A 25,241-nucleotide genomic window follows, 5' to 3' on the forward strand; every position below is an offset into this window, starting at 1 on the left:
TTAATCGATAAGGGCCCCCGGGCAGCTCACATTTGAATTTTTGAGGACATTGAGGCCCCCAAAAGGGGCTAAACTCATAAGGGAAATTTTATTGTCATGGGACCCCTTTTATGAGAACCAATTTAGATGTCTGAAAACAAAATTCGCAACGAAATTCATGTCTTTATCAACGGCGCTGAACACCGCATTTCTGGCGAAAAAGCCTTCCTTCCGCTAGCCCAGTATTTACGCTATCACAGCTCCCTTCCCGGAACGAAAGTGGTTTGCGCTGAAGGCGACTGCGGCGCCTGCACGGTGCTTTCGGCAAAACTTGAAAACAACACGTGGTCTGAATTCCAAGCCATCAATTCCTGCATCGCCCCAATGTACCTTTTCGACATGGGCTCACTGGTCACGGTGGAAGGCCTTTCTGAACAGGACGACTTAAGCGAAGTGCAAAACAAGATGCGCGAATTCCACGGTGGTCAATGCGGTTACTGCACGCCGGGGATGGTGTGTTCATTGTCTTCATTGGCAGAAAAAAGCGCGTGCTCTGGAAAAGCCATCACAGAAAAGAAAGCCCGCAACTTTCTGACCGGCAACCTGTGCCGTTGCACCGGATATGAACCGATTCTGGCGGCTGCGACAAATCTGGATCTTTCAAAATGGAAATCCCTTTCTGCCAAGTATCTGACAGACAGTCAGAAAAAACAGTTCCAGTCACTGGCCTCTGATTCTTTGATGATTGAAGCGGGCGCCAAGAAATTCACCGCCCCGGCGAACTTCCAGGTGGCGACCGAGCAAAAATCCAAATCCCCACAAACTCGTCTGGTGGCTGGCGCCACCGATCTGGGCGTTTTGCACAACAAAGGCAAAGCCTTCATGGATGACGTGATGAGCTTGCACAAGATCACTGACACCAGTGAAATCAAAATGACCGCTGACGGTGTCTGGGTCGGTGCCCGCGTCACCCTGACAGCACTGGAAAACTTCCTGGAAAACAAACTGCCAGAGCTTTCCCGCCTATTGCGCATCTTCGCTTCACCGCAGATCAAAAACCAAGGCACTCTGGTTGGTAACGTCATGAACGGCTCCCCGATTGGTGACAGCATCCCCGCGCTTTTGGCACTGGATGCAGAAGTTCATTTACAGTCCACCAAGGGTCTTCGCAAAGTGGCTTTGCCAAAGTTTTACAAAGCCTACAAAGTCTTTGATGTGACTGCGGATGAAATTGCCACTGGCATTCTGATCCCGGTGCCGGGACTGGAATGGAAGTCCAAGTTCTTTAAAGTGTCCCTGCGTAAGGACCTTGATATCTCTGCGGTGACCTTTGCCGCTTTGGTAAAAGTCGATGGCAATACCATCAGTGACGCTCGCATCGCCATGGGCGGTGTTGGTCCGACGGTGGTTCGATTAAGTGACATCGAATCCGCAATGAAGGGTCAGCCTTTCAGCGAGGATACTTTCACCCGCATGGGCGAAAAAGTGCGCACTCTGATCAAGCCTATTTCAGATCTTCGCGCCACAGATGAATACCGCCTGAAGGTCGCCGAGAATTTATTCAAGAAATGCCATATTGAACTTCAACAGGAAATGACAGCATGTCCGTAGGTCAAAACATCCCCCATGATTCTTCCCGTGGCCACGTCACTGGTGGCAGCGTCTTTATCGACGACCGCCCGATGATGGCGGGCGAAGTTCTGGTATTGCCAGTGGGTGTACCCGCTGCTGCCGGTCGCCTGAAATCAGTTGATTATTCCCAGGCCCTGAAATGCCGCGGCGTTTTAGCGGCCTTCACGGCCAAAGACCTTCACCACAATTCGTGGGGCACGATTGTTCCAGAACAACCGGTTTTAGTTGCTGACAAGATCGGTCACTATGACGAACCGGCCGTACTTTTAGTCGGCACTGACATGGAAGACCTGTTGCGCGCAAAAAAACACGTGCAATTTGAAATTGAAAAAGACAACGGTGTATTCACCATTGATGAAGCCATTAAACTGGATCGTTTTATTTATAAAGCCAACGCCTTCAAAGTTGGCGACGCCGATGCGGCGATGGCCAAAGCCCCGCACCGCCTTAAAGGCGCCTTTGAGTGCGGCGGTCAAGAGCACTTCTATCTTGAATCCAACGCCTGCATCGCCTACCCAATGGAAGACGGTCAGATCGAAGTTCACGCCAGCTCCCAGCACCCGACCGAAACCCAGCACGTGGTGGCTGAAGCCTTGGGCCTGAGCCTGCATGAAGTCGTCTGCATCGTTAAACGCATGGGCGGCGGCTTTGGCGGTAAAGAAAGTCAGGCGGCCCCGTTTGCGGCGATGGCAGCACTGGTGGCAAGTAAAATGAAACGCCCGGCTCGTTTGTGTTTGTCGAAAGACGACGACATGATGATGACCGGAAAACGCCACCCATTTAAGAACTACTACGAAGTGGGCTTTGATAACGACGGCCGCATTCTTTCCTTAAAGGCGCATCTTTATGCCGATGGGGGTGCTTACGCCGATCTATCTAGCTCAATTCTGGATCGCGCCATGTTCCACATTGATGGTGCTTACTATCTGCCAGCCGCTCACATTGAAGGTTCGGTGGTTCGTACCAACCTGTATTCCAACACCGCTTTCCGTGGTTTCGGTGGTCCGCAAGGGACCATGACCATTGAAAGCATCATCGAAGACATGGCCCTGCACTTGAAAAAAGATGCCTTGGCCATCCGCGAGCTGAATTGCTATCAAAAAGAACATAACAACGTGACCCACTATGGTCAGGCCCTGGGACACAACCCCCTGCCCGAACTTTTTGCCGACCTTAAAAAGTCATCAGACTATGATAAGCGCCGTCAGGAAATCGACGCTTTCAATGCCAGCAGCAAAACTGCTGTGCGGGGCTTGTCCATGACAGCCACCAAGTTCGGCATCGCCTTCACCGCGCGCTTCCTGAACCAAGGAAATGCTTCAGTGAACGTTCATAAAGATGGCACCGTGCAAGTTTCCACCGGCGCCACCGAAATGGGTCAGGGTGTGAACACCAAAATCCAGCAGGTCGTGGCTCACGCCTTTGGTATTCCTGCCAACGACGTCAAAGTCATGGCAACCTCGACTGAGAAAAATCACAACACTTCACCAACGGCGGCTTCCAGCGGATCTGACATCAACTGCGCGGCAGCCTTGAAGGCCGCCGTCGGCATTCAAAAACGTCTGGCGTGGTTGTTCCAGAACATCATGGCTGGCACGCCGATGAATGATATCGCGGAATGCCCGCCTTTGGACGAATCCCAATTGAAGTTTGAAGAATTCCATTTTGAAAACGGACTTCTGACCCATAAGCCTTCCGGAAAATCCATGACTTGGCTGGACGCGATCAAACAAGCCTACTTCAACCGTCTGTCATTGGGCGAATACGCTCACTTTAAAACCGAAGGCCTTGGCTTTGACAAAAAGACCAGCCAGGGAACTCCATTTAAATATTTCACCAACGGTGTTGCCGTCAGCGAAGTGCAGGTGGATCTGTTCACCGGTGAATACAAGGTTCTTCGCACCGACATTCTGATGGATCTGGGCCGTCGAATTAATCCGGGCATTGACAAGGGTCAGGTCACGGGCGCGTTCGTTCAAGGCATGGGCTGGGTGACTTCAGAAAAGCTTTTCCACAATAAAGATGGAAAGCTTTTGAGCCACTCCCCGACCACTTATAAGATCCCGAATGTGCAGGACACACCAAGGGTCTTTAATGTGGAATTCATTGAAAACCACGAGAACCGCGAAAACGTCCACCGCTCTAAAGCCGTGGGGGAGCCGCCGTTCTTGTTGGGGATCAGCGTATGGACTGCATTGAAAGACGCCGCCAATGCCAAAAGCAAAGGTCTGATTTCTGCCCTGAAGTCCCCGGCCACCCCGGAAGAAATGCTGATGGAGATCGCCCGTCATGAGTAAAATGAACTTTGAAGACTATCTATCCGCGATGAAGTCCCTGCAGAACTTGGGAAAATCCTTTGTCAGCGTGACTCTGGTAAAACAAATAGGCTCGTCCCCGCAGGAAGTGGGAGCTCGCGCGCTGGTGTCGGCTGACGGCCTTGAATTTGGCACGGTCGGCGGCGGTAAAGTTGAAAAACGCGCCATCGAAGAAGCCCAGAAGATGATCCGCGAAAAGACCCATCACCACTATGCCGACTGGAATCTGCAAAAAGATATCGGCATGACCTGCGGTGGTGTTGTCAGCTTCTTTTTTGAATTCTTTGAATACAATCACCCGTTCAATATCTGGGTGTTCGGTGCCGGACACATTGCCCAGGAACTGGTGCGCCTGTTGATGCGTCTGGATTGCAAGATCACTTGCGTGGACCCACGCCAGGAATGGATCGAAAAACTTCCGACCTCTGCCCGACTGAAAACTCTTTGCACTGACGACATGAAGGGTCTTGTTGCCGGCATCCCGGAAAAGTCCTTTGTGACTTTGATGACAATGGGGCACGGCACAGACTTGCCTATCTTGGTGGAGGTCATGAAACAGCGCGATCGTTTCAGTTATGTCGGCAACATCGGCAGTGATCAAAAAGCCCGCCGACTGCGCCAGGACCTGATTGATGCCGGCATTGCACAAGAGTCACTCGACAATTTCCACTGCCCTATGGGAGAAAGCTTCGGCACGAATGCGCCAGTGGAAATTGCCTTCAGTATTGTGGCGCAGATTCTAAAAACAAGGGATTTGGTTCTATGAGCTTAAACAACAAGAAAACCCAGAAGATTGCAGCCGACCTACTGCCAGTCCGCCTGTCGCAGGCGCGCGGCGATGGTACTTTGGATTTGCTGATCACGAATGTGCAGATGCTCGATGTGATCACGGGTGACATCTATCCGACCTGCATTGCCATTGGTGGCGAACATATCGTCGGCGTGGGCATGGAATATCAAAGCCAGTCCGCCCGCCGCATCTGGAATGCAGAAGGTGCTTTTGTGACCCCGGGCTTTATTGACGGTCACTTGCATATTGAATCCTCGATGATGTCGCCTTTTGAATTTGAAAAAGCGACATTGCCATTGGGAACCACCACAGCGATCTGTGATCCGCACGAAATCACCAACGTACTGGGCGGCAAAGGCTTTAGCTGGTTCTTGCGTTCTTCCGAACTGATGCACCAGAATCTTTTTGTACAGATGTCTTCCTGTGTTCCGGCCCTTCCGGGTTTTGAAACCACGGGCAGTGATTTCCCCCTGGAAGAAATGAAATCCTTCAAGGATCATCCGTCCGTTTTGGGTCTGGCGGAAATGATGAACTTCCCGGGCGTGATTCATGCCGATAGGGATGTTCTGGCTAAAATTGAAGCCTTTGATGATCTGAACATGGATGGCCATGCACCCCTTTTGCGCGGCAAAGCCTTAAATGCTTACCTGCTGGCGGGAATTCAAAACTGCCACGAAACGGTGACTTTGGAAGAAGGCCGCGAAAAACTGCAAAAAGGCATGGGCCTGATCATTCGTGAAGGCAGCGTTGCAAAGAACCTGCGCACCCTGGCTCCGCTGGTGAATGAGTTCTCGTCACCACAATGCCTGCTTTGCACAGATGATCGCAATCCTTTTGAAATTGCGCACGAAGGTCACATCAACTACCTGATCAAAGAACTGATCAACAAACACGGCGTGGCCGTGCATGTGGCGTACCGTCTGGCGACTTATTCCGCCGCGCGCCACTTTGGTCTGAAACGTCTGGGACTGGTGGCTCCGGGCAAGAAGGCCGATCTGGTCTTCTTGAAGGACTTGAAAGCTGTCGACATTCAAGAAGTGATGATCGGTGGTAAGTTTGTTTCTGAATTAAAACTTCAGGATTCATTGCAGGAAAAACTGCAGACGTCCCAACCGCCTCTTGAAAACACCATGAAGCGCGCGCCGTTGACGGAAAAAGAACTGACTCTGAATCTGCTGCCGGGTGTTTACAACGTGATTGAAATCGTGCCTCACGAAATCATCACTCAACATCTGACCGTTGCTTTTGACGGAAAGAACTTTGCTGAAAGCGATGTTCTTTACATGGCCAACATCGAACGTTATGGCAAAGGTTTGCCTCCGGCTCTGGGCCTTGTAAAAGGCATGGGGCTAAAAAGCGGTGCCTTGGCCAGCTCGGTGGCCCACGATTCACACAATATCATGGTCATCGGCACCAATCCGGCAGATATGGTCCTTGCTGTGAATACTTTGATCAAAACTGGTGGCGGCTTTGCCGTGGCTGATCAGGGTGAAATCAAAGCTTTGGTGGAACTGCCGATCGCAGGTCTTCTAAGTCTAAAGAGCGCTGAAGAAATCAAAGATGGTATCGCGGACCTTAAAACTGCCTTCCGATCCTTGGGAGTCCATTTAGATGAGCCGTTTATCCAAATGGCGTTCCTGGCTTTGCCAGTGATTCCGACATTGAAGTTGACCGATCGTGGGTTGGTGAATGTCACAAACTTCAGCTTCATTCCATTGCAAGTTGAGGCTTAGGTCCTTGAAGCAATTACTCAAAAGCCCCTTTCTGACAGAACGGGGCTTTTTCTTCTCGACAGTCCAGCAAATTCCGTGATTCATTCGGGGTGATTTCTTATCAGGAGGTCATCATGTTTGAAACATTATGCGCGATGCTTGTGCCCTTTTGCATTCAAGCTTCGGATCCTGCAACCGACAGCTTAAAAAGTTACAATATTGATCCCAACAGCATCACCATTTCCGGTGTTTCCTCGGGCGGCTTTATGGCCGTGCAGATGGATGTGGCGTATTCGTCGGTGTTTTCCGGGGCCGGGGCCGTTGCGGGTGGTATTTACTGGTGTTCTGAAGGCGAATCCAAAAAAGCCCAGTCCCAGTGCATGGGAAATCCTGACAAGATCGACAGCCGCCTGATGATTGAAAAGGCGCTTGAGCTTTCTTCCCAAGGCGCGATTGATTCCCTCGAAAACCTCAAAGATCACCGCATCTATATTTTCGCCAGCCCCAAAGATTCCGTGGTGAAGCTTGGCAATAGCGACAAGCTGATCGAATTTTACGAAAGCTTTGTTCCTAAAAATCAAATTCATCGCGTGACCCCTCCGGAAACCGCTCACGGCTTCCCGACTCTGTCCAGTGGTGGCCCCTGTTCCATGGCGGCCCTGCCGTGGCTTTTGAAATGCAACTTTGATACGGCCGGTGACATTCTGTCGCATATGTATACGGATTTAAAACCGCGCGGGACAGCCGTGGTGGAAAATCTGCACAAGTTTCAACAGACAGATTTTGGGGACAGCAAGACACCGCTTTATCGCGATGGCTGGATCTATGTGCCCGAAGCTTGCGAAAAACGAGCTTCCTGCAAGTTGCACGTGGCCTTGCATGGCTGTCAGATGAATCCGGATTTTATTCAAGACAAGTTTGCCACACAGGCTGGATACAATGACTGGGCTGAAAGCAATAACATCGTTGTGCTGTATCCGCAGTCGGCCCGCGACAGCCGCGGAAATCCTTATGCATGCTGGGATTGGTTTGGCTTCACCGGACCTGATTACGTCAGTAAATCCGGTGCACAGATGTCGGCTCTGATGAAAATGATCGAGCGCGTGCGCGGACTTTAATCCGCGCTTTCCGGGAACTCGGGTTCTTCCACGTTTCTCATATGATCTGCCAGGCGCAGCAGGGAATGCAACAGTTCGCTGCGCAGTGGTTCTGCAATTTGCAGTTCATCAAATGCCTGCACCATGCATATCATCCACTGATCGCGCTCGGACTTTCCGATCTTGAACGGAAAATGGCGCATACGCAGTCTTGGATGCCCGTATTTTTCCACGAACAATCCCGGGCCCCCCAGCCAGCCGGACAAAAACATAAACAGCTTTTCCTCGGACCCTTGCAGGTTCCCCGGATGCATGTCGCGAATGCCTTTGGCTTCAGGAAGGTTGTTCATGATCTCATAGAATCTTTTGCACAGTTGGCGCAGGACCTGTTCGCCACCCAGCAATTCGTAGGGTTTTTTCTCTTCAGACATTACAAGAACTTACTACTCCCGGACCAAAGTGGCAACTTGCTTCAAGTTGAGACATCTTGAGACTTAATTGAGCGCGAGATTTCTTCAGATTCCCTGTGAAAAAGCCGATAAATTCGTACACGCCGTGGAGTCTAAGTTCATGAAAAAATTAAATATTCAGCACGTCACTTCGATCCTTTCCATGCTCTTCTTTTTGAGCGCCTGTGATCGTATGGCTGTGGAAGACAGCAAAGTTTCTTTGAAGCTTCCCAAAACAGTTTCCGGAAAAGCCGGTGCCCAATCCGTTTCAACACTGAAGCATATTGCCGTGCAAGTCACCGCTGCGGATATGGCCGAACCCGTGACTTTGATTTTGGATTCCCACGACAGTCAGGCACTTCCCTCTGAAGTGACCCTGGAAATCCCATCTGGCAATAACCGTCTGATTCAAGTGCTTGCGGCGTACGGCACCGGAAGCAACGACGACAATGCGATCATCTACTATGGCGATGTGACAAAAACTTTGATCGGTGGAACTGATACTGCGGATGTGCCGTTGGATAATCTAAGCGGCACTCTGCCTGAAGAGGAAGGTCGCATTTACGGCCGTTATCTGACGGCTGCGAATCAGGGGCCGTCCGGCGAATTAAAAATGGTGTACCGCCCTGCTGGCAAACCCGGCATCGTGGTGGACCGCCGCTTCATTCTGGGTGGCTGGTTTGAAGCCACCGTTTTCAAAAATGTGGCTGTCGACTATGTTCTGCCTGATGGATCTCTGCTGGGAAATCAGTGGACTGTTGAGTCCCTGCCGGTTTCCAAACACCTGCTGCGCCTTCGCATGCCCGCCCATTCAGAAAGAAAATGGGAAAACAACACGAACAACTGGCGTGACCGCGGGGTTGAAAACAAATTTCTTGGATTCTTCGCCGCGCAAACATCGCTGTTGGATGATAAAAAAGTCTGCTCATTCAGCAAAACCAGCAAGAACAATGGTGATGTCTATTTCGGCAACAAGTACCTTGGCCCATCAATCCTGAATGTAATGCCAATTAAGGCTTTCTTTACCGGCACAACACCGCAGACTTCTGCAAACTTTGCTTCAATCATCGGGGGCATGGATATCAGCGCCTGCTCCACCCTGCCGTTAACAGAGGAATTCAGCCGTTATCTTGTTCTGGACAACTCCAATTATGGCAATGAATTGTGGGAATCGTTCGAAGGCCTTTCCGGTTATCGCGGCGGACAGGCCGCTTTCAGGGAAAAATCAATGGATGGTTTGACGACCTATCGTAACACCGTCAAGCAGGGGGCAAATTCCAACGGCCCTTACTTCGAGGTTTCGCTTTTGCCAGGCCTGAAAGATTCGATTACCAGCTACCAAATTTACAAAGCCACTCAAGGTAGTTATGCCCCGATGGGTTATGACAACCGTTGTGAGCCCTCTGAACTGTCCAAACAAGGCTGGATACTTCTCAGAACAAATGCCCTGCCGGCGGGGGCCGGTGACTTCGTCCGCTTCACGCCTGGTAACATTGGCTTCACTCTGGATCCATACACCAGTTATATGCTATGCCTGAGCAAAAACAATATCCCCTTAGGTTCGCAGATTCCGTTCGGCAGTTGGGCCTTTACTGCGTCCCCACCTGAAGGCATGAATCTGATCCTGGCGGGGAATCAGTTCAATCAAAGCTCTCAGCCAGTGGTTCATGAATGCCGTCGTATCGAAGTGGCTCTGACCACCCCTCAGGGGAACATCGTGAATGCCAACGGGGTCACAGCGACTCTCAGCGCACAAGGCCAAGCTGTACTTTACACGGATGCCACCTGCAGCACTACGGCCGCCTCTTCATTAAGTATTTCATTGCCGGCTGGAACTCACTTCACCTCGGTCTACACTAAAAGTGCCACGCCCCTTTTATATAATGTCAGTATCGACAGCAACAGCGCAGGACTGAATCTGCCGCCGCCACTGCCTTTTTCAGTGGTGGATGCTCCAACAACTGTCAGCCACCTGGACATGGTGATGAATTCCTCCCAATGGTATTCAGGCACCCCTGCAGAAATGAAACTTTTCAAAAACGGATGTTTCCCAATGATGGTGCGCCTGACCAACGCCGGACTGTCCGTAGATACTTCAGGGACGGTGAATTTCGCCTGGTATAAACTGGATGGCACCACCGCCTACACTCCACCCACTGGCACTCGCCTGGTGAACAACTGCACCAGCAAATCCCCGATAAGCCAGCTTTCATATAGTAACTCGGCCATTGCAGAATTCGCCATCGAAGTCGGCGCTGAAATACCTGCGAATGCCTCTTTGAAAGCCGATGGCTTCGGATTTTCTGCAAAGATTGCCGTCAACAATTCTCCACTGGTGCACCATTTGGCGATCCGCCTTGCGGGTGGTTCCACTTCAACTCCGGCTGTTGGATCCTGTCAGGCTGTGGAATTTGTCGCCAAAAATGCATCTGATCAGGATGTCGCCGTTCCTGCCGGACAAGTTGTAAGCTTTATACCGACAACGATATACTATCCCGGCAGCTCTGGAACTCTGGTCGAGTTCTTTGACAGCAGCAGTTGCAGCTACAACTCAAATAACTACGGCATTGCTGCCGGTGAAAGTGTCAAGACCATATACATGAAGGCAAAAAGCCCTCAAATGGCGGAAATCACCTATCAGTCCGAACACACCGAACGCACTCATGGCTACAACTCGGATTTGATCAGCAAGCTGACCATCAATCCGGTGGTGCTGCCTTTGCTTGTTCCGGTACCGGATCCAGTCGTTTTGGTTGGTAACACCGTCACACTTTACGTCCAGGGTGGTGTGCCCCCGTACTCGATTCAAAAGATCTCAGGTGCGGCAAGCCATTACTACTCGGAATACGGCAGCACGCTCAATGTCACAGCCGAAGGAATTGGAGCCATTCAGCTGTCAGTTACGGACAGTATGGGAATTGTTTATTTAGTTAACTTAACAGGGCAATAAAAGAATACGCAGCATGAAAACAGAAAAGATCAGCATCCTGATTGGCATCACCGTGTCGGCGCTTTTTATGTGGTTTGGATTCCACTATTTCAAATATGTGGACACCCCGGCGATTCAGCGCCCCTACAGCCCTTTCCTAGAGGGAATTGAGGTTCTGGACCTGCGCTTTAACGACATCAAATACAAAATCCGTCCGCCTTCACAAAGTCAGGCCCCAGTGGCCCTGATCGCGATTGACGACGCATCAGTGCGCGAAATCGGCCGTTTCCCGTGGAGCCGCGAAATGGTCGCGGAGATGACTGACAATCTGTTAAAGCTAGGTGCGAAATCCGTCAGCTTCGATGTCATCTTTGCGGAACCTGAAACATCCAACCCACAAGCGGACACCGCTTTTGCCAAGGTCATCGCTGACAATCCGGATCGCATCGTTCTGGGTACTTTTAGTGAAAATCTGGTCGACTTCAAACCCCACCAGGATCTTTGTGTGGCAGAAGCATTCCTGGCCACCGGTGGCGACCAGCTGGTTAAAATCAATCCCAGCTTTGCCATTGATGAAGAAACTCACGCCATCGACGATCTGAATTGGGCGCCGCTGTTCAGCACCCTGTTTCAAACCATTCAGGATCGTGAACAAAATGACCTGCTAAAAAGCCTGGGTAAAAAATCCCCTGAAGAGCTTTCGACTTTTCAAAAGAACAATCTAAAAGCCCGTCAATCCATGGCGTTATTTGAATATTGTAAAACCTGGCTGACCAAGCACGACATCTTCCTGTCACCAGAAAATATCGGTCAGGTGGAAACCCTTTATCATGACGTCGTGGCCGAAGCGCCAGATTTGAAAAATCTGAAATTCGAAGACCTGCGTTCACGTATTCGCAAATCATATAAAACCCATCCGATCCCGCAGTATGGCGAATGGACGCCGAACACGCTGGAACTGCAAACACCCGCGAACTACACCTCAAGCTTCATTGCACAGCTGGATGCCGATGGTTACGTTCGTCGCTATCCCCTGTTCTTCCGTTCAGGCCACAAATTGGGCACAAGCTTCATTCCTTCCATGGCCCTGCAAAGCTTTCTGCTATCCGGCCCTTACCGTGCTGAACTGAAAATGGCCACGGCCAAAGACGGCGAAAAAAGTCTGGATCAATTTAATATCTATGACACCTCCAAAGAACCGGAAGTCAAAATCGCAAGTTACCCAGTGGATGGTTCTGGCCAATTATTGATCAACTACTATGGCCGTCAAATGTCTTTGCCTTATGTTTCCGCCAAAGAGCTGTTCAATGACGAACCGACCGTCAAAGTCACCACCAGTGTCATGAATCAGGAATCCAAGCAGCTTGTGATTGAAACCAAAGAATACGACAAGAAAGAATTCTTCAAGGATCGCAGCCTGATCGTGGGTGCCACTGCCGTGGGCCTTTACGACTTGCGAAACACGCCCTTGGAAGCCAACTATCCAGGACCTGAACTGCATCTGACCATGCTGGCAAACCTTTTTGACAAACACTTCCTGAAACAGTGGAACCAAGAGGCCCAATGGCTTCCGGTGGTGCTGTTTGCGGGGGGGACCGCCTTGGCCGTCGCCTGGGCTTTGCTGGGATCACTGTCATCCCTTCTGGGCTTTGTCGTCTTCATCCTTGCCCTGGGGGCCTTGGATCTATGGCTGTTTATCAAGAACAACTTATTGGTTCATTCCTTCCTGATTTATGCCTGTGCCTTTGTGGGCTTTGGTGCGATTCAGGTCTTTAAGTACTTCACTGAAGAAAAGAAAAAGAAAGAACTTAAATCGACCTTCTCTAAATACGTGTCTCCGGCGGTCGTGGATGAACTTTTAAAAGACGCCGCGAACTTGAAACTGGGAGGCCGTCGTGAGCGCATGACGGCGTTCTTCTCGGACGTCCGTGGATTCACGACGATTTCAGAGAAACTGCCGCCCGAAGAACTGTCCCGCGTGCTGAATCTGTATCTGACACCGATGACCGACATCGTCTTTAAGAACAGCGGAACTCTGGACAAATACATGGGTGACGCGATCATGGCCTTCTTTGGTGCCCCGGTAAAAGACCCGAATCATGCGGCCCACGCCTGCCGTTGTGCTTTGGAAAGCCTGGTAAAACTGAAAGAACTGCAAAAAGAGTTCTCGGACAAGGGACTTCCGCACATCGATATCGGGATTGGCATCAACACCGGCGAAATGAGCGTGGGGAACATGGGCTCCAACATCGTTCAGAACTACACGGTGATGGGTGACTCGGTAAATCTGGCGTCCCGTCTTGAGGGAATTAACAAAGAATACGGCACTCGCATAGTGATTAGTGAATTCACGTACAAAGACGTCAAAGACACCTTCACTGCCCGGGAAATCGACCGCGTGCGAGTCAAAGGAAAGCTTGAACCCGTGCGCATTTTTGAACTGGTGTGCGAGGGCACTGCCCAAGACAAAACCGCGGAATTAATGACATCGTTCCAGTCAGGATATGAACTGTATCATCAAAAATGCTTTGCCGAAGCCAAAGAGGTCTTTGAAAAAGCCCAACGCAACTGGGGCTCGGAAGAACCCGTCAGTGAGCTTTATATCGAACGCTGTCAGGAGTATCTGGATTCACCACCACCGCAGGACTGGGATGGTGTTTACGTCATGAAAACAAAATAAAAAAAGCCACCCTCGGGGTGGCTTTTTCGTTTCTACTTACCCAGAATGCTGTGGGTGAAGGTGAATAGGCTTGTCACTACAAACTTGTTATAGTCGTAAGAATCCTCGTCGGAATCCCCCACATTGTACTGCAGGCTTAAAAGCATATTCACGTTGCGCTTAAGGTCCTTGTTAAAGGCTGCTGTCACAATCGGGTTCGTGTCAATGCGCGGGCTTGTGGCTTCGTCATAGTTCTGACTGGAATACTCGCCACGCAAGCTGCCATTGAACTTCCACCAGGCCGGGAAGGCATAAGTCAAACCCAGGGCCGAGCGTTTATACCGATAATTACGGCCTTCCGCCTGATTGATAATATAAGACGCATCGAGCGTCAGGGACTTTTCGCCTTTCAGATCCAGAATCCACGTCGGCAACAGGGTAAATCCATAACGAAGAGCCGTCTGGTCATCATCCCCTACTGAGGTCGCCAGCAGTGAACGTTCATGGGACACATCCAATCGACCCGCCATCAGGACATCACTTTGAATCGGCGCGGACAAGGTCGTATTCACACCCAGGGAACTGATGGCCTCTTTACGTGTTCCGCCCGTCGGGCTCATAAAGATGCTCTTATACGTTGGTACCAGTTCCCAATTCAAAGAGCGCTTGGCATATTCAAACTCTTTATGGAACGGAAGGCTCAGGTCTATCTGCAAAGGATCCGCTGTCTGCAAGGTGGCGTTGTCTTTAAAGCTGGTGTCGGTGCTGTAGTAATCAGACACCCCGAGTTGAGTTCCAAAGTCCGAAGTCGGCGTGCGTTTCCAAATGGCAAGGGCACTGGCACCAAAATTCAAACGATACGCCTTCACATCTGTGCTGACGTTATTTTCTGCGACATTCAAAACGTTACCGTCATAGATCGCGCCAATAAAGCCCGTAAAACGGTACTTCTCTTTTTTGCTTTCATAGAAGGACTGCATTTTGTCGATCTGAGCCAGCAGGTCTTCGGCCGCACGGTCCATCTGTGGGTCCTGGGAATTATCCAGAACGTATTCCATGCTGGTGCGAGCTTCCGGGAACTTCTGCTGCTGCATTTCAATATTACCGGCAAAGAACGACGCCGTCGGACTCAAAGCCGGGTCATTTTCAGAGCGGATTTCAATCAGCTCTTTGCGGGCCTTGTCATAATCCTTCAGTTTCAGGTGATTCAGGGCCACGTAATAGTCTTTTTCCAAGGACATTTCCATCGGCACATCGGCCATGGAAAGAGTCGCCAGGGACTTGTTATAGTTTCCGACCTTGTACAGGGTCACACCATAGCGATAGTAGTAGGAATCGTTTTCCGGATCCAGTTCCACGGCGGCAGCGTACTTCTTTTCGGCTTCCACATAGTTCTTTTGGGCATAGAACTTGTCGGCTTCTTTCACCTGGACTGTGGCCTCTTCTTTTTTGCGTTTTTTCTCTGCCGCACTCATTGCCGCCTGCTGTTCTAGCATGGCCGCACGTTGTTTGGCCTGTTCTTCCTCCAGCATTAATTGGGTCTTCTCCTGAACACGCTTCTGCTCGCGATCCTGCTTTTCCAGCTTGCGGATATTCTGCGGAGACATCACCTGCGCTGTCGCTGTGGGCTTAGCCACCAGAGTTTTCTCGTTGGCAGAAACATATTTCGCCAACTCGTCAGCGGACTTGAACAGGACAATTCTCTGCACGGTCCCACCCGGAACGGCGTAAGCATAGTAAGGCGGTTTTCCTGGTGCTGAAAATTCCAGAACCCGCGGACGATTGTCCCCGATAAAGAACTGAATGATAAAGAACCCGGTCAGTGGACCGCCGGCGCCGCCGCGGCGATTCAGCATCACCTGGGCCATTTTGCCCGATTCACTGTCACGCACGCGCAAAGGACGGGCGTCAGCTCCGCCCTCTCCGTCTTGCAATTCAATTTCCAATGATTGTGTCTGAGAGATTCGTGCATCCAAAGCATAAGCTGAATTCACGATCAAGGTGCCTGCTAAACCCAAAGCTGCCAGTTTCATACGCTGCATTCTCGATGGTTGAGGTGTTTGTTATTTCGGACGAGGTGTAATGACGACCTTGGTTTTGCCGTTGATCGCACGATTAACATCCTTCAACGTGTCCTGGGTCGGAGCCTTCACCACCGTTGGCGGAGCCACCACTGGGGCCGCAATCGGCTTGATTTCCTGAGCCATGCCCAGATCCATGTCCTTGCTGTCGATCATCGAAGTCGGAGCAGCAGGTTTATCGGCACCCGCGGCTGGCGCTTCCGAAGCGACATCACGGTTGTTGTCAGCTGATCCAGCTGGAGCAGCACCGGCTTCCGCCGTCAATCCTGCACCTTCTGTCGGTGCTGACACCGCAGAGGCAACGGATTCGCCGTCAATTTGTTTCATTTCTTCTTTAGGCAAAGCTTTTGGAGGTTCCGGAGCAGCATTCGGTGTGGCCGTCGTCATCTCACCTTTTTTTACAAGTACTGGCGCGCCCACCATTTTACCCTGAGCGTTCACTGCCGCCAGACTGACCGCCCCTTTGAAGGTCACGATGGAAGTCATCTGAGTTTTTACGTCAAACCCTGCCTGGAACTGAGTACCGCGCACACCCGCGACCGCTGTCGGAGTTTTGATCTGGAACTTGCTCTTTTCACCATCATAGGTTTGCTCGACATTACTGCGCACTTTACCGCCTGAGAGTTTGATCTCGACGTTCTTTTTGCCAGTGGCAGCATCGTTCTGATATTGAGTGATTTCAATTGTCGTGTCCGGGCTCAGATTCAAAACGTTTCGATCGGACATCACAATTTTGGCGCGGGAATCAGCGGCAGTGACGACCTTGTCGCCCTCATAAACTTTCGCACCCACTTTGGCAGGAGCCGTTTTTCCTTCGGTGTGAATTTGCACTCCGCCCTTCACTACCATAAAGACACCATACATTTTGTCAGCGGCATGAACTTGAACGCACAATAAAAAACAAACAAAGCCAACGACTTTAGCCATTTACGCCATCCTCTAATTGTTAAGTACCTCTATAGTTTAGATGAGAATTTCTTGGATTAGAAAAACACTTTGTCACCCGTCTCGGTTTTAGACTGAGGTCTCAGATTCAACACTGGACGATGGGCGTGTTCTGTAATGTTTATTTCAAGTCAGAAATTTCCCAGACCCATTCAGAGATTTTATTGAACGCCTGAAAGTGGGACGTGATTTTCAGTATTTAGAGCCCCTGACAAAAAGCCGACAAGAACAGTATGAAAAAACATCATGTTATTCTGATTGTGGCTCTTTGGGCGCTGACGGCTTGTGATCGTCTTTCCTTGGATGAATCATCCAAAGTTAAGATCACCTTCCCCAGCACACAATCCTTGTCTTCCAAAGTCGAAGCCATGACCAGCAATGGAAGCATTCGCCCCGTGCCAACAGGCTTTACCGGTGATCGTCCGATCAACTGCTACATCATTGGCGCCAGCGGCCCTGAAGCTGCCATGCGAAGAAATGTCTGCACTCGTGACGATGGCACCATGACGCCTAAATTTATTGGCGAATGGGTTGGCGGCGTTCCTGCCGGAGGTTCCATCACCATGGATGTCACTTCCGGCAAAGACCGCGTGATTACCGTCGTAGGCTTCTATGCTCCAGAAGGAACGTGCAAAGACTTTAAAGGCACCTCGGGTCCCGGTGACGCTTTATCAAAGCCTTATATTTTAGGTGAAGTGGGCAAGCTGCTGTTGACGGCCGGTGAAGAAAAGAAAATCGACATCGATATCACTTATGATCCGGAAAAATGGTTTGATTCCTGTGATGGCCCCGACTTCCCGGATGACGGCCCGGGCGGTGGCGGCAGTGTCATCCCGACTGTCCTGGCAATTCAAAAGGACTACTTCCCGCCAAACACGCTGACGACTTACTCTTGCAGCAGCTTTGGCGTTTCATTGCGTGATGCTCAAAACCGTGAAGGTTCCTTACCCACGGATACCGTGTTCTCGGTATCCGCCAATGGATCGCCGTTGGAAGTCTATCAGTCTTTCAATGAGTGTCATCAGAACATCGGCGCTTATGGCAATGCGGTGATACCGGCCGGTCAGTCATTTAAAGACGTTATCGTGAAGGCTCCGGACACTCCGGGGGCACTGGTTATCGCCACGACTATCCTGTCTTCATCTGCGGTGCTTAGTACTCCGACAGCGAATTTCCAAAATGTCGGTTCAGGAGACAAAGGCTTTGACCTTGTCGGAGCACGTTCTATCCTTCCGGACCTTTGTTATCCATTTACAATCAAACGCCGCTATGTCACTGGAACTGATGAATACAGTTCTTCACCAGCCATGATCACACTGGCTCCGTCCAGCGGTTTGACCGTCTATAGCGACTCCAGCTGTGTGACATCAATCACATCTACGACAATTTCGGCTCACACCTATGGCACAAACGTATTCCTGAAAATGACCGGAGCCCAGGGGCAAAACACCCTGACCATGTCGGGTTCAGGATATCTGTCACTGACCCAATCCGTTTACCGTGGCGGCGGTACGAACGTGCCTTGGGGCTTTGAAGTGCGTGGACACCGCGATGGACCAAGCCGCGGCCAGTGTTACAATTCAGCGTACGAGGCCGTTTTGGTGAACTCCCAGCACACAGCCGTCATGGCACCGGCTCAGATGCCGGTCGTTCTGGGATCCGGTAATACCGAGTTTTACAACGAGAGCAGCTGCATGACGACGCCCAGCCCGAACATGACTTTATACGGTGGCAAGTATTCCCTGCCGTTCTATATAAAAACCATGCAGCCGATCAACCTTCCGTTAAGCGCTAGTTCTCCGGGACTTAACAACGGTGTTTACAACATCAATGTTCGAGGTCCGCTTGCGATGGGTGCTGAAAACATCAATGTCTCCCCGTTCAACGGAGCCTGCGCGAAAGTTCCCTATGGCACTTTCTGCTGGGGCAATAACAATGGCGGCCGTATTTTAAATGGTGCTTCCAATATCCCGGCTTATGTGAACCCTGCTGGTGTTGACTGGAGCTATATCAAAATGGGTGCTGACTTTGGCTGCGGACTTTCCATGGCCGGTGACATCAAGTGCTGGGGGCAGAATGCTCAGGGGCAGGTTGGTAACGGTTCGACAGCAACTGTCACTTACCCTGAAGCACTGGCTGGCGGCGACTATTACATGCAAATGTCCGTTGGGAACATGCATGCCTGTGCAATCACCAATTCAAATATTTTAAAATGCTGGGGATCCAATGGTGCCGGCCAGCTGGGCGACGGAACGACTGCTTATCGCAGCTCTCCGGTCATCGTGGATGCCGGGACCACCTATAGATTTGTCTCTACCGGTTCTTCACACACTTGCGCCATCACCACCACCGATCAGCTGAAATGCTGGGGTAACAACCTGGGTGGCAAACTGGGGAATGGCTCAACGTCGTCTTCCCTAACTCCGGTCCTGATTGATTCTGGAGTTCAATACGCCACCGTTTCTGCCGGCTCAACGAGCACCTGTGGAATCACCAATTCCAGTAGCTTGAAATGCTGGGGTGAAAACAGCTTTGGCAACGTCGGGAACGGAACCTATGGAAACAATGTCACATCCCCCGTGGTTATTGATCCGGGTTCAACTTATACGGCCATTTCCGTCGGCGAACAAATGGCCTGTGGTATCGACAGTGGCCTGGTGAAGTGCTGGGGCTTAAATAGCAACGGCCGACTGGGGCTAGGACCCGCAGCGGGAGATCAGTCCGTACCAACTGCGGTTTCAATGCTTTCAGCCTGGGGCACCCCGATTCAGGTGTCCACCGGATCCGGAACGACCTGTGCCAGCACTTCCAGCCGTGTCGTCTGCTGGGGTGAAGGTATGGAAGGTGAACTGGGTGTGAACACACCGATGAACGCCAGCACTCCTATGGAGCTGATCTATTAAATTTTGCCCTGTCCACTTTCTGGGCAGTCCGGCAATTACTTCATCCCCTGCCCGGCGCAGTTGATATTCCGCCTGTGAATATGGAAACTGCCCGGATCACAGGGGATGAGCTATGTTAAGACCTCACATCATCGGTGTTGCTGGCGGCAGCGGTTCCGGCAAAACACATTTCGCCAAAGAACTGCAGCAGCTGTTGGGTGAAGACAACTGCTCGATCATCTATCAGGACAACTACTACATTGATCAATCCGCAAAGTTTGACGGTGATGGGGGCTCGGTGAACTTTGACCACCCTTCTAGTCTGGATTTCGGTCTTTTGGCTGAAGGACTGCGCGCGCTGAAATCCGGGCAAAGACTGAATATCCCCATTTACGATTTCGTGACCCATTCCCGCAAAAAAGAAACCCTGCTGGGTGAACCCAAGAAAGTTATTATCATCGACGGCATCTTGATTCTGCATTCCCTGGAAGTGCGCGCAGAACTGGATGAAGCCATCTTCTTTGACACTCCGGAAGAGCTGCGTTTCGAACGCCGCCTGAAACGTGACGTGCACGAACGCGGAAGAACTCCGGACGGCGTGCGCAAGCAATTCGAACTGCAAGTTCGCCCAATGCATAATCAGTTCGTGGAGCCTTCCAAAGACCACGCCCACACGGTGATCAAAGATCTGGGTGATTACAGCCAGGCACTGCAGATCTTCCGTCAGAAACTATCCCAAAACTTTTTGCAATAATTGAGACCTGACAACCAACTGGACCCGCATCGGGTGACAGTTGGCAGGATTCGCAAGCCAGCATACCCAACAAGCCAGCCCACCCCTACCCTGATTTCACAAGGGGGCCCCGGGTGAAATCAAACTTTTCACGACGATCCTTTCTGAAGTCATCGCTTGCCGCCAGTGCATTGGGCTTTTTTCGCAGCGAACAGGCCGAAGCCGAGCCCAAAACCCAGAACGTCAACCTGACCATGAACTACACGCGTCTGGCCGATTCCGCAGCCGAACTTGAAAACTTTTACGAAGTTCTGATCATTGGTTCCGGCTACGGCGGTTCGGTGATGGCGGCGCGATTAAGCCGGCATCACCAGGTCGTCATTTTAGAGCGAGGGCGCGAATGGGTCCCCGGAGAATTTCCGGAAACATTTCAGCAAATGAAATCCAACCTTTACTGCGAAACCCATCCCCTGGGACTTTATTCCTATCACACCCATCGCGACATTGATGTCATGTGCGGCAGTGGCCTTGGTGGAACCTCCTTGATTAATGCGGGCGTCGTGATTGCTCCGGATCGTGAACTGTTTCAGAAAAAAGGCTGGCCGGAAGAAATTCAAAAATCAGCCCAAAAGGGCCACTTTGAAAGTTACTATCAACGCGTTGAAAACATGCTTAATGCCCAGTCTTACGACCCCAGTCGCATGCGCATTCATAAAGCCAACAATCTAAAAAACAGCAGCGATGAACTGGGTGATCCTTTTCATTGGGCTCATATCGCCGTCAACATTCATGGCAGCCATCGCACCCCGCTCGGGGACCGTCAGCCCAAATGTCATATGTGCGGAAACTGCAGCACCGGATGCAACACCGGCGCCAAAAACACCCTGAACATGAACTACCTTCCCCTGGCCAAAAAAAATGGCGCCCGCATCTTCACCCAGATGCAAGTCAGTCATATCGAAAAAAACCGCCAGGGAAATTATCTGGTTCGCGGCACCCGCATCAGTGGGCGCGACAAAAAGCCCTTCAGCATTGAAGCCCGCAACGTGATTGTTTCTGCGGGAACCATGGGTTCAAATCAGATTTTACTGCGTTCGCAGAAATGGGGGCACCTGCAGCTGTCCCCTCTGCTAGGGCGGCATTTTTCGGGCAATGGTGACTTGCTGGGCCTGGGCTTCAACGGCCGTCAAGCCACTGACATGCTTGGCAACAGCAGTGCTCGCATCTATCGTCCGGACATGATTTCCGGCGCGACTATCTATGGGATCGCCGAATACCGCCAGCGAAAGAATATTTTCGAACGCTATCTGATTGAAGAAGGCAACATTCCCGGGGCCCTGGTACAAATCGCCAGACGCCTGACCACTTTTGTCAAAGCCCAGACATCGCCGTCAAAAATCTACCGGGCGTGGATTGATTTTATCAACAGCAAGGATGTGGAAAAAGGTTCGCTGAATCATTCTATGGTGTATTTCGGAATGGGCCATGACCGGGCCGAAGGCCGTCTGCAACTGGATCACGCCAATCGGGCCGTGGTTCACTGGCCGGGAGTACAACAAGATCCGATCTTCAAGCGCATGATCGCCAAAATAAAACAGCATGTCGCGGTCAATGACGCCACCTACGTCAAAAATCCCCGCTCAACAATTCTGGGCGGCAATAACCTGATCACAGTGCACCCGCTTGGAGGCTGCGGCATGGGTGATTCAGTTCAGACCGGTGTCGTCAATCATCTGGGGCAGGTTTTTCACCGGGACGGATCGCTGTACCCGGGATTGTTTGTCATGGATGGATCAGTGATTCCAACAGCTGTGGGCGTGAATCCACTGTTGACGATTTCGGCCCTCGCAGAAAGGGCCGCGGAAAATATGGAGCTGCGCTAGCGCATCACCGAACTTGCGGTCGCAGCAGTTTCGTTGATCACACGCTGGGATATCGCAGGATCCCGGCCAAAATATCCAAAGGCACGCAGTTGATTGGGACGAACAATATTACGGCTGGTGTTAGAAAGATTCCACGAACTTTTAAACGCGACCGTTTTAAATTCATTCTTCCAGTCAAATTGTTTGTAATTGGCTTCACCCCACTGGTGAGCCATGTTCGCCAGATGGCAACTGGCGCAATCCAAAGTGCCGGGATTATGGCGTTCGGGATTTTCGTATTCAAACACCGTGGAAAGCATCTCTTTCACCTGGGTTTCTGAATAAATTTTCTTAAAGCGATATGAATCACTGGCAAGTTCGGCAAAAGCTTCATCCGCAGGCTCTGTAACATCCGGTCTTGGAGTCATGCCCCCGGTGAAAGTCTGAAACTGAAAAGACGTCTGCGTGACCGCATGGGTCTGCCCCCGCACTCGCGGAATATTCATGACTTTCGGCGCTCCGTTCACGATATCAAAGCCGGAAAAGATCCAAAGCATTTCGTTGGCCATGACATTCATAGCGGTCATACGAATCAGATTTTTTTCTCCGCAATGCTTTAACAACAAGGCGCGCAGGTATTTCCAATACGGCCCATGCAGCCCTTCAGCCTTCAGGCGAGGATGAATTTGCAAGGCATCTGTGGCTTTCCCCGAAGACAGCTTTTGCCATTCTTTCCAGATGCCAGTGAACGCGGTTTCATCAAATTCATAAAAACTATGTATGGCCGCATCCCGGGTGGTTACGCCGTCCGTATCTTCGATCACAGGCTGCCACACCAGACGAATCTGGCGACGACATGGCAAAGGCCCCTCTCCTTCGACAAAGCATGGATCAATACGGACGGCTACCACCTTCAATTGGTCACGCCATATTTTAAAGTTTGGATGTTCAGGAACCAGCTGAACGATTCCCTGAAAAGTTTTAAGCGAAAGCAGCGGCCCCTGAGCGCCACTGGAAACCGCAGACAACTGCAACGCTTCATCAGCACTGTCAGGAAGCGGCAGCAGAATGGATAGATCATTCAGGCTTAAAGCCGCCCGGCATTCCCCGCCATAAAGCAGTCCCAAAGAAAGCAAAACTGTCACAATTGTCTTCATGGCGAGGTCATCGCAGAGCCCTGCTCAGATATCAATTCCCAAGTATCAAATGAAAGCGAAATGAGCCCTGTCTTGCGCGTTTTTTGAGCATTTTCTTTCCTATTTGCCAAAGCTCTGATGCAATTACGCGGAATTTGCCGTATCCTTGTGGAAGGTACTCAAACTTCAACGGAAGGATGAGCTATGGCACAAAGAAAACCCTCGCCCGCGGGAATCGCAAATACTCTGCTGGATCTGGTCAGTCAGATCCCCGCCTCCTCCCATAAGGCATCAAACACTCCCGTCAAAGATTCTGCGCAAGTGATCAAGTCAGCCTCATTGCGTGCCGCCAGCGTCTCTGCGGCTTTGGCTATTCCACCAGGTCCTCTTGGCATGGTGACGATCCTGCCGGATCTGATATTGATCTGGCGAATTCAGGCCCAGATGGTTTCAGATATTGCGGCCATCCATGGCAAAACAGGATTTTTGACCAGAGAGGCGTTGTTGTTTTGTCTGTTTAAACACGGTGCAAGCCAGCTTTTCCGCGACATCGTCGTGCGCGTCGGTGAACGTTATGTTTTACGCAAAACCAGCCTGCGCATGGTACAAAGACTGTGTGAACGACTGGGCTTGCGGGTGACTCAGCGAATGCTGGGGGCCAGTATCTCACGCTGGATTCCGGTGGCCGGCGCCGTTGCCGTCGGCTGGTATACACGCTATGATACAAAACAAGTCGGCCAGTCGGCTTTGGACTTATTTTCCAAAGACATCGACACCGATGACTTGAAAGATGTCACCGAGTCAGAAAGGAATCTGCCTTGAATAAAATCACCTTGTTGTCCCTGATCTGCCTGTCCTTGTGGGGCTGCGCCCACACTGAAACAACGCCTGAGGAAACCAGCATGCAAAACAACTCCGCCCCTGCTGCCAACTTCAAAGACATCCGCTGGGAACTTGTCGAGCTGATGGGTCAACCCGTGAAATACGCCAACGCGGATTCGCAAAAAGTTTATATACAGTTTAATGGTGGTGACAATCGTGTGAACGGAAGCGATGGCTGCAACAGCTTCACCGGAGCCTACGAAGAAACTCCGGGCCAACGCCTGTTCATTTCCAAACTGGCTTCCACCAAAAAATTCTGCGTGAAAATGCCGACTGAAGACAATTTTGCCGAAGTTCTGCAGGGCGTGGATAACTACACCGTGGATGGAGACAGCTTAAGCTTGAACAAAGCGCGCATGGCTCCTTTGGCTCGCTTTAAAGCCGTCAGCAAATGAAGTTTTCGCTGATTCTGCTCGGTGCTGCCTTTCTCGCGACACCGATCGTGCAAGCACAATCCCCCTTCGCTGACCATAAAGGGCGCGAGATCATCTATCAGGGTTTAACTGAAGATTTCGTCCCTTTTAACTATCAGGAAAATGGCGAAGTCAAAGGCTCAGCCACGGAGGTGGCGAAGGAAGCCTTTAAACGCGCCAAGCTGAAAGCCACTTTCACCGTCTGGCCCTGGGCTCGCGCCTATAAAGCCGCCCTGGAAAAACCCAAACACTTTGTCTATTCCACGTCTCGCACGGAAGAACGCGAAAAACTTTTTAAATGGGTCGGTCCCATTGTAAAAGATGAGGTCCATTTGGCCTGCTTGCAAAGCGCAAACCACGAACCCCATCAGGATTTCAAAACTTTCAAGTCACATGCGGTTGCCGGCCAGTATGGTGACGCCCCGATCGAATTTTTGCAAAAGCACGGCTTTAAAATCACCATTTACCGGGAAGAAGACGAACGCATGCAAGCCTTCAAAAAAGGCCGCATCGCACTGGATATCGTGACAACCGGAAGCCAAAAGTCCTATGAAGCCAAGTGGAACGTCAAATACAAGAAGCTGGCTTACCTTTACGCCACCGATTACTGGCTGGCATTTCATCCCAGTACGCCCGACTCTGTGATTGAATCCCTGAACAGTGCTCTGGAATCCATGCGCAAAGACGGCACCCTAAAAAATATCACCGCTAAATACTAGCTTCTGCGGCTTTGATATGTTTTAAA

The 25,241-nt window shown here is 51.0% G+C and carries 17 protein-coding genes; 13 read left to right on the forward strand and 4 right to left on the reverse strand.

Annotated features, from left to right (window positions below; all coding sequences use genetic code 11):
• The first annotated feature begins 126 nt into the window (after window positions 1–126).
• The 5 genes from BDT_RS12790 to BDT_RS12810 all read left to right on the forward strand — a co-directional run bounded on the left by BDT_RS12790 (window position 127) and on the right by BDT_RS12810 (window position 7,546).
• Entirely contained in the window at window positions 127–1,590 is a 1,464-nt protein-coding gene (locus BDT_RS12790; protein WP_015091667.1) for a xanthine dehydrogenase small subunit, read from the forward strand.
• Window positions 1,581–3,908: a xanthine dehydrogenase molybdopterin binding subunit gene (gene xdhB / locus BDT_RS12795; protein WP_015091668.1), complete on the forward strand. Its 2,328-nt coding sequence runs from the start codon at window positions 1,581–1,583 to the stop codon at window positions 3,906–3,908. Before BDT_RS12790 ends, xdhB begins: the two co-directional genes overlap by 10 nt.
• Window positions 3,901–4,692, forward strand: coding sequence for a xanthine dehydrogenase accessory protein XdhC (gene xdhC, locus BDT_RS12800; protein ID WP_235046120.1), 792 nt, complete (start codon window positions 3,901–3,903; stop codon window positions 4,690–4,692). Before xdhB ends, xdhC begins: the two co-directional genes overlap by 8 nt.
• Window positions 4,689–6,449, forward strand: coding sequence for an adenine deaminase (gene adeD / locus BDT_RS12805; RefSeq protein ID WP_015091670.1), 1,761 nt, complete (start codon window positions 4,689–4,691; stop codon window positions 6,447–6,449). The genes xdhC and adeD overlap by 4 nt, the downstream gene beginning before the upstream one ends.
• A 113-nt stretch (window positions 6,450–6,562) precedes the next feature.
• Window positions 6,563–7,546, forward strand: coding sequence for an extracellular catalytic domain type 2 short-chain-length polyhydroxyalkanoate depolymerase (locus tag BDT_RS12810; RefSeq protein WP_148278827.1), 984 nt, complete (start codon window positions 6,563–6,565; stop codon window positions 7,544–7,546).
• On the opposite strand, the gene BDT_RS12815 is transcribed toward BDT_RS12810, so the two are convergent.
• On the reverse strand, window positions 7,543–7,956 hold the full coding sequence (locus BDT_RS12815; protein WP_015091672.1) for a group II truncated hemoglobin: 414 nt from the start codon (window positions 7,954–7,956) through the stop codon (window positions 7,543–7,545). The genes BDT_RS12810 and BDT_RS12815 overlap by 4 nt on opposite strands.
• 139 nt (window positions 7,957–8,095) lie before the next feature.
• Here BDT_RS12815 and BDT_RS12820 point away from each other — a divergent pair, with 139 nt between their 5' ends.
• Both BDT_RS12820 and BDT_RS12825 read left to right on the forward strand, forming a co-directional pair.
• Complete coding sequence (locus BDT_RS12820; RefSeq protein WP_015091673.1) at window positions 8,096–10,924, forward strand: hypothetical protein; 2,829 nt, start codon at window positions 8,096–8,098, stop codon at window positions 10,922–10,924.
• Between the two features lie 13 nt (window positions 10,925–10,937).
• On the forward strand, window positions 10,938–13,583 hold the full coding sequence (locus BDT_RS12825) for an adenylate/guanylate cyclase domain-containing protein (RefSeq protein ID WP_015091674.1): 2,646 nt from the start codon (window positions 10,938–10,940) through the stop codon (window positions 13,581–13,583).
• Between the two features lie 32 nt (window positions 13,584–13,615).
• On the opposite strand, the gene BDT_RS12830 is transcribed toward BDT_RS12825, so the two are convergent.
• Both BDT_RS12830 and BDT_RS12835 read right to left on the reverse strand, forming a co-directional pair.
• Window positions 13,616–15,595: a tetratricopeptide repeat protein gene (locus BDT_RS12830; protein ID WP_235046121.1), complete on the reverse strand. Its 1,980-nt coding sequence runs from the start codon at window positions 15,593–15,595 to the stop codon at window positions 13,616–13,618.
• Window positions 15,596–15,625: 30 nt separating this feature from the next.
• On the reverse strand, window positions 15,626–16,570 hold the full coding sequence (locus BDT_RS12835) for a FecR family protein (RefSeq protein ID WP_015091676.1): 945 nt from the start codon (window positions 16,568–16,570) through the stop codon (window positions 15,626–15,628).
• A 251-nt stretch (window positions 16,571–16,821) separates the two neighbouring features.
• On the opposite strand from BDT_RS12835, the gene BDT_RS12840 reads away from it, so the two are divergent.
• The 3 genes from BDT_RS12840 to BDT_RS12850 all read left to right on the forward strand — a co-directional run bounded on the left by BDT_RS12840 (window position 16,822) and on the right by BDT_RS12850 (window position 22,086).
• Window positions 16,822–19,491 carry an RCC1 domain-containing protein gene (locus BDT_RS12840; RefSeq protein WP_015091677.1) on the forward strand — a complete coding sequence of 890 codons (2,670 nt, stop codon included), beginning with the start codon at window positions 16,822–16,824 and terminating at the stop codon, window positions 19,489–19,491.
• A gap of 112 nt (window positions 19,492–19,603) precedes the next feature.
• A complete protein-coding gene (gene udk, locus BDT_RS12845; RefSeq protein WP_015091678.1) occupies window positions 19,604–20,224 on the forward strand; it encodes a uridine kinase in 621 nt (206 codons plus the stop codon).
• Window positions 20,225–20,337: 113 nt separating this feature from the next.
• Entirely contained in the window at window positions 20,338–22,086 is a 1,749-nt protein-coding gene (locus BDT_RS12850; RefSeq protein ID WP_148278828.1) for a GMC family oxidoreductase N-terminal domain-containing protein, read from the forward strand.
• Here BDT_RS12850 and BDT_RS12855 read toward each other — a convergent pair.
• Window positions 22,083–23,222 (reverse strand): hypothetical protein, encoded by a 1,140-nt coding sequence (locus BDT_RS12855; protein ID WP_015091681.1) that lies wholly within the window; start codon window positions 23,220–23,222, stop codon window positions 22,083–22,085. The two genes, BDT_RS12850 and BDT_RS12855, sit on opposite strands and share 4 nt — an antisense overlap.
• A 183-nt stretch (window positions 23,223–23,405) precedes the next feature.
• On the opposite strand from BDT_RS12855, the gene BDT_RS12860 reads away from it, so the two are divergent.
• From BDT_RS12860 to BDT_RS12870, 3 genes are read left to right on the forward strand one after another with little or no spacing between them, the layout of a single operon-like run.
• Window positions 23,406–24,023, forward strand: coding sequence for a hypothetical protein (locus BDT_RS12860; RefSeq protein ID WP_015091682.1), 618 nt, complete (start codon window positions 23,406–23,408; stop codon window positions 24,021–24,023).
• Window positions 24,020–24,478: an META domain-containing protein gene (locus BDT_RS12865; protein WP_015091683.1), complete on the forward strand. Its 459-nt coding sequence runs from the start codon at window positions 24,020–24,022 to the stop codon at window positions 24,476–24,478. Before BDT_RS12860 ends, BDT_RS12865 begins: the two co-directional genes overlap by 4 nt.
• Window positions 24,475–25,215, forward strand: a complete 741-nt coding sequence (locus BDT_RS12870) for a substrate-binding periplasmic protein (RefSeq protein ID WP_015091684.1) — start codon at window positions 24,475–24,477, stop codon at window positions 25,213–25,215. The genes BDT_RS12865 and BDT_RS12870 overlap by 4 nt, the downstream gene beginning before the upstream one ends.
• Window positions 25,216–25,241: the final 26 nt, after the last annotated feature.

The organism is Bdellovibrio bacteriovorus str. Tiberius, assembly GCF_000317895.1.
Classification (GTDB): domain Bacteria; phylum Bdellovibrionota; class Bdellovibrionia; order Bdellovibrionales; family Bdellovibrionaceae; genus Bdellovibrio; species Bdellovibrio bacteriovorus_F.

What these genes read in the sequence shown, in the direction of transcription:
- BDT_RS12790 (WP_015091667.1), top strand. Translation starts at nt 127, where the DNA reads ATGTCTGAAAACAAAATTCGCAACGAAATTCATGTCTTTATCAACGGC.
- xdhB (WP_015091668.1), top strand. Translation starts at nt 1,581, where the DNA reads ATGTCCGTAGGTCAAAACATCCCCCATGATTCTTCCCGTGGCCACGTC.
- xdhC (WP_235046120.1), top strand. Translation starts at nt 3,901, where the DNA reads ATGAGTAAAATGAACTTTGAAGACTATCTATCCGCGATGAAGTCCCTG.
- adeD (WP_015091670.1), top strand. Translation starts at nt 4,689, where the DNA reads ATGAGCTTAAACAACAAGAAAACCCAGAAGATTGCAGCCGACCTACTG.
- BDT_RS12810 (WP_148278827.1), top strand. Translation starts at nt 6,563, where the DNA reads ATGTTTGAAACATTATGCGCGATGCTTGTGCCCTTTTGCATTCAAGCT.
- BDT_RS12815 (WP_015091672.1), bottom strand. Translation starts at nt 7,956, where the DNA reads ATGTCTGAAGAGAAAAAACCCTACGAATTGCTGGGTGGCGAACAGGTC.
- BDT_RS12820 (WP_015091673.1), top strand. Translation starts at nt 8,096, where the DNA reads ATGAAAAAATTAAATATTCAGCACGTCACTTCGATCCTTTCCATGCTC.
- BDT_RS12825 (WP_015091674.1), top strand. Translation starts at nt 10,938, where the DNA reads ATGAAAACAGAAAAGATCAGCATCCTGATTGGCATCACCGTGTCGGCG.
- BDT_RS12830 (WP_235046121.1), bottom strand. Translation starts at nt 15,595, where the DNA reads ATGAAACTGGCAGCTTTGGGTTTAGCAGGCACCTTGATCGTGAATTCA.
- BDT_RS12835 (WP_015091676.1), bottom strand. Translation starts at nt 16,570, where the DNA reads ATGGCTAAAGTCGTTGGCTTTGTTTGTTTTTTATTGTGCGTTCAAGTT.
- BDT_RS12840 (WP_015091677.1), top strand. Translation starts at nt 16,822, where the DNA reads ATGAAAAAACATCATGTTATTCTGATTGTGGCTCTTTGGGCGCTGACG.
- udk (WP_015091678.1), top strand. Translation starts at nt 19,604, where the DNA reads ATGTTAAGACCTCACATCATCGGTGTTGCTGGCGGCAGCGGTTCCGGC.
- BDT_RS12855 (WP_015091681.1), bottom strand. Translation starts at nt 23,222, where the DNA reads ATGAAGACAATTGTGACAGTTTTGCTTTCTTTGGGACTGCTTTATGGC.
- BDT_RS12860 (WP_015091682.1), top strand. Translation starts at nt 23,406, where the DNA reads ATGGCACAAAGAAAACCCTCGCCCGCGGGAATCGCAAATACTCTGCTG.
- BDT_RS12870 (WP_015091684.1), top strand. Translation starts at nt 24,475, where the DNA reads ATGAAGTTTTCGCTGATTCTGCTCGGTGCTGCCTTTCTCGCGACACCG.